Source organism: Flavobacterium sp. (genome assembly GCF_044371705.1).
In the GTDB taxonomy this organism is placed as follows: Bacteria; Bacteroidota; Bacteroidia; order Flavobacteriales; family Flavobacteriaceae; genus Flavobacterium.
Genome location: NZ_JBILTE010000189.1, coordinates 1 through 4,965, shown reverse-complemented (window position 1 = coordinate 4,965; position 4,965 = coordinate 1). Strand labels below are relative to the sequence as shown.

At 36.5% G+C, this 4,965-nt stretch carries 5 protein-coding genes and 1 pseudogene; 3 read left to right on the top strand and 3 right to left on the bottom strand.

The genetic code is table 11. The features are described 5' to 3' along the window. Positions 1-854 (top strand): annotated as a pseudogene (locus ACIQ2S_RS11325) (hypothetical protein); the annotation flags it as partial. A 71-nt stretch (positions 855-925) separates the two neighbouring features. Here the strand turns inward: ACIQ2S_RS11325 and ACIQ2S_RS11320 are convergent. Both ACIQ2S_RS11320 and ACIQ2S_RS11315 read right to left on the bottom strand, forming a co-directional pair. Then, positions 926-1,966, bottom strand: coding sequence for an RluA family pseudouridine synthase (locus ACIQ2S_RS11320; RefSeq protein WP_396176050.1), 1,041 nt, complete (start codon positions 1,964-1,966; stop codon positions 926-928). Then, positions 1,956-2,567, bottom strand: coding sequence for a PASTA domain-containing protein (locus tag ACIQ2S_RS11315; RefSeq protein ID WP_396176048.1), 612 nt, complete (start codon positions 2,565-2,567; stop codon positions 1,956-1,958). The genes ACIQ2S_RS11320 and ACIQ2S_RS11315 overlap by 11 nt, the downstream gene beginning before the upstream one ends. Positions 2,568-2,669: 102 nt before the next feature. Here ACIQ2S_RS11315 and ACIQ2S_RS11310 point away from each other — a divergent pair, with 102 nt between their 5' ends. Beyond that, the gene (locus ACIQ2S_RS11310; protein ID WP_396176046.1) at positions 2,670-3,644 is read left to right on the top strand and encodes a D-alanine--D-alanine ligase; all 975 of its coding nucleotides are present in this window, start codon (positions 2,670-2,672) and stop codon (positions 3,642-3,644) included. Between the two features lie 9 nt (positions 3,645-3,653). Continuing rightward, the gene (coaD, locus tag ACIQ2S_RS11305; RefSeq protein WP_396176044.1) at positions 3,654-4,106 is read left to right on the top strand and encodes a pantetheine-phosphate adenylyltransferase; all 453 of its coding nucleotides are present in this window, start codon (positions 3,654-3,656) and stop codon (positions 4,104-4,106) included. A gap of 96 nt (positions 4,107-4,202) precedes the next feature. On the opposite strand, the gene ACIQ2S_RS11300 is transcribed toward coaD, so the two are convergent. Beyond that, positions 4,203-4,965, bottom strand: a 763-nt coding sequence (locus tag ACIQ2S_RS11300) for a helicase-related protein (RefSeq protein ID WP_396176042.1), incomplete at its 5' end; no start/stop codon positions are given.

Below are 4,965 nucleotides of genomic sequence, written 5' to 3'. Positions count from 1 at the left end.
ACCGACATTTTTGGGGGCCTAATTATGTAGCCTATTTTTCACCATGGGCTTGGAGTTTTTATCCTACTTATTTCTACGCTTGGAACCCATGGCCGGTTTACACCTACCATAACCATGTGAATTATTATGTAAATGTTAACAACTCTTGTTACTATACCAATCACAGAAGAAGTAGTCGAGCCGTTGCAATGCATCATTCAAGAAGAGGAAATGCCTATGAAAAGCAACATCCTAACCAATCTTTTTCTGAAAGAAACGGCAATGTTACCAACCGTCATGAATTGGCTCAAACTCGCGGAAATAGCTCCAAAGAAGGCAGAACAGCCTCTGTATCAAGCACGAGAGATCAAAATAGTAGAGGAACTTCCCAAACAAGAGACACCAAGTCAAATAAAGCAAATGACAGAAGTACTCTTGCAACGGATAGAAATAACGTAAGAACGTCAGCAGGCCAAACAAGTGGTTCAGAGTCCATTAGAACAAATGATAAAAGCACTGTTGCAAGTAGCGGAACTAGAGATCAAAATAGTGTAAAAAGTAAAAGTCAGTCAGTCAATCGATCATTTACAACCACAAGTAACACTGATGCACCAACACGTAGATCAACTACTACCCGTGCAACGGAAACCAGATCTAGTGCAAATTCAAGTCCGCAGGCTAATAGAACCAGTAGTAAACCTTCCAGAAGTTCAGATACATCAATGAATCAATCAAGAAGTTCAAAGCCAACTGTAAGTTCAGGTTCACCCAATAGAAGTAATTCGTCTTCTGCTGCAACAAGCAGTCAAAGTTCTCAAAGAAGTTCCGGAGGAAATTCAGGTAACACAAACAATAGAGGTGGTAGCAGAGGTTAATCACCACAAATTATAAAGCAAGAAAGCTGTTCCGATTGGGAACAGCTTTTTTATTTGCTTCTGGTTGACTACTATTCTTCTTCGGGCTGATTTGATTTCGAATACGTCCGCCATTTTTCAATACATTCCACCATATCTGATGGAATTTCAGAATCAAATCGCATAAATTCTTTTGTTGTTGGGTGTTCAAAGCCCAATGTCTTGGCATGCAAAGCCTGTCGTGGCAAAATTTTAAAACAATTATCGATAAATTGTTTGTACTTGGTAAAGGTGGTACCTTTTAAAATATTATTTCCGCCATACCGTTCATCATTAAATAAGGTATGACCAATATGTTTCATGTGTACACGAATTTGATGCGTTCTACCGGTTTCCAATCTACATGCTACAACCGTTACATATCCCAAACGTTCCACCACTTTATAATTTGTCACTGCTGGTTTCCCTTGGTCGCCGTCCAAGAAAACAGCCATTTGCATGCGGTCTTTTACATGACGGCCAATACTTCCTTGGATGGTTCCCTCCTCTTCTTCTACATTTCCCCAAACAATTGCAATATATTCCCGTTCCGAAGTTTTATCAGCAAACTGTTTTGTTAGGTACGCCATTGCCAATTCTGTTTTAGCTACCACCAATAATCCGGAAGTATCTTTGTCAATACGGTGCACTAAACCCGGTCGTTCTGAACTATTTAATGGTAAGTTATCAAAATGATACGCTAACGCATTTACTAAGGTTCCGGAATAATTTCCATGTCCCGGATGCACAACCATTCCTGCTTTTTTATTAACAACCAACAATTGATCGTCTTCATACACAATATCCAGAGGAATATTTTCAGGCTCTAAAAGATTTTCATAGGGAGGATGCGATAATAACACCCGAATCACATCAAAAGCTTTTACTTTGTAATTCGATTTTACGGGAACATCATTTACATAAATATTTCCGGCAGTTGCTGCTTGCTGAATTTTGTTTCGGGTTGCATTTTCTACCAAATTCATCAAGTATTTGTCAATACGCAAGGGAGCTTGACCTTTTGATGCTTCAAATCGGTAATGTTCAAAGAGATCATCCTCTAATTCTTGGTCTAATTCAGGATTATTCTTCATCAGTTAATCCTTCCAAAATTGTAGTCGTATCAATCGATTCTTCTTCAAAACCTATTTTCCCGTCACCTAAAACCAAATCAACTTTTGTAGTTTTCATCACTTCTGTTCCTGGTTTTACTTTTTTGCCATTGACCCACATTTCCAGCACCATGTCTTTACCCAAATAAGGTTTATAGGTCACCTTTCCTAATTGTAGCCCCAATGATTTTAAAGTTGGCTCCGCCTGACGGAAGGTTTTTTCAATTAAATTAGGAATGACTACATATTTAAAGCCTTCGGAATTTATTTTAATATAAATTTTACGGTCTTCTTTTACTTTATCACCGGGTTTTGGATCCTGCATGACCACGCTGTAAATTGGAAAATCTTTATGGAAGTCCATCGTATCCAACAATACATAATCTAAATTGAGTTCATCTAGTTTTTCTTCCACTTCCTCCATACTTAATTTTGCTAAGTTGGGAACTGTAATTTCCTGATTGTGTTTGGTAAAAAACGACAAGGTGTTTAGTATAACCACCACAATCAAAACAACGATTGCAATGGCAATCAATAGCTGTTTAAAAAAAACTTTACTTTTTAAATAATCAATCAAACTCATTTTTTTCTGTTTGGGACAAAGATATAAATAGGAATGGTTTTTTCTTTCAACAAATAGTGATAATTTTGTTTTAATTAAACCTAACCTTATAAACGAATTGTTATGAAAAATGTTGCCATCATTATGGGTGGATATTCCAGTGAGTATAAAATATCATTAACCAGTGGAAATGTCGTTTATAACAATATCGATCCAACGAAGTATCGGGCCTTTCGCATACATATATTTAAGGATAAATGGGTATATGTAGATGAACACGATGCGGAATATCCCATCAACAAAAATGATTTTTCGGTTGAAGTAAATACTATAAAAATCACTTTTGATGTCGTGTTTAATGCCATTCACGGCACACCTGGTGAAGATGGACTCCTACAAGCCTATTTTGAATTGTTAGGCGTCAAACAAACGAGTTGCGACTATTATCAGGCGGCTCTGACGTTTAACAAACGTGATTTGTTATCGGTTTTAAAACCTTATGGAATTAAAACAGCTGTCTCTTATTATTTGAATTTGGGAGATACTATCAATGCCGAAGAAATCATTACTAAAGTAGGATTGCCTTGTTTTGTGAAACCTAATAAATCCGGATCCAGTTTTGGGATTTCAAAGGTAAAAACAATGGAAGAATTAGTTCCTGCCATTGAAAATGCTTATCAAGAAGACACCGAAATTATCATTGAAAGCTTTTTAGACGGTCCGGAAGTGTCCGTTGGAGTAATCAATTACAAAGGAAAAGTAACTGTTTTGCCTATTACAGAAATTGTTTCAGAAAATGATTTCTTTGATTATGAAGCAAAATATTTAGGGAAATCGAAAGAAATAACACCCGCACGAATTTCAGAAGAACTGCAACAAAAAATAGCAAAGGTTGCCAAAAAAGCTTATGAAGTGTTGAAAATGAAAGGTTTTTCACGAAGTGAATTTATTATTGTCAATGGCGAGCCACATATGTTGGAAATGAATACAATTCCTGGTTTAACTACTGAAAGTATTTTGCCACAGCAAGCCAGAGAAGCTGGAATTTCGTTGCCGGAATTATTTGAAAACGCTATAGAATTGGCATTGGCCAACTAAACTTTGACCATGAAAAAAGCAATATTCCCAGGTTCATTTGATCCTATTACTAATGGCCATTACGACATTATAAAAAGAGGCATTTCCTTGTTTGACGAAGTCATCGTGGCGATTGGTGTCAATGCCGAAAAAAAATACATGTTCAGTTTAGAACAACGCAAGCAATTTATTGAAGAAGCTTTTAAAGATTCAACAAAAGTACGCGTAATCACCTACGAAGGTTTGACAATCGATTTATGCAAAAAAGAAAAAGCTGAGTTTATTTTGCGTGGCTTACGCAATCCGGCGGATTTTGAATTTGAAAAAGCTATTGCTCATACCAACAGAAAGCTATCCAAAATTGAAACAGTGTTTTTGCTCACAGCTGCCAATACGTCTTATATCAGTTCAAGTATTGTGCGTGATGTAATTAGAAATGGTGGTGATTATAGTGTGCTGGTGCCTGATTCGGTGAAGGTTTAAAGGTTTAAGAGTTTAAGAGTTTAAGAGTTTAAAGGTTTAAGGATTACTGCTTATTCTCCTATTCTTATATAGGTACATAGGGATTTAATAAAAGACTTACTTTTCAAACACCCACTCCTCTTTCTTAATTACTTTTCGTGCGACTTCAATTTTGAATTTCTTCCCTTTCATTTTCTCGTCGCGGATGTTGGCTAAAAATTCTTTGACTTTCTTCGATTTTACGGCGGCAAACGAAATAAAATCTTTTACTTCAATCAAACCTAAATCGCTTTTGTCCAATTTCCCTTTTTGGGAAAAGAAGCCTACTATATCAATTTTATTCAATTTATTTTTCTTGCCGCCACTGATGTAAATGGTTTGAAATTCGGGAGGTTTTGGTAAATTAGTGGCATTTTCAAAGTTTAAAATTGGCATCCTATAATCTAAGTAGTCCATTTTTTTTTCGCTTTCATGAGCTACAATATAGGCGGTACCGGAAGCTAACATTCGAGCCGTACGACCGTTTCTATGTGTAAACTCATCTCCTTTTAGAGGTAAATGATAATGAATCACATGTTTCATTTCCGGTATGTCTAGACCTCGAGCGGCCAAATCGGTCGTAATCAAGTAACTCACACTTCCGTTTCTGAATTGAATCAATGCTCGTTCACGTTCATCTTGGTCCATTCCTCCATGATAATAGGTCGCGAAAATTCCCATTTCATTCAATGTATCACTAATGCGTTCCGCCGCATCGCGATGGTTGCAAAAAACAATTGCTGCTTGTGATTTTAATGAACAAATTAATTTGAAGAGCGAATTGATTTTATCTTTTTCCTCTGAAACAACCATTTTCAAAGACAAATTTGAATGTTCTTCT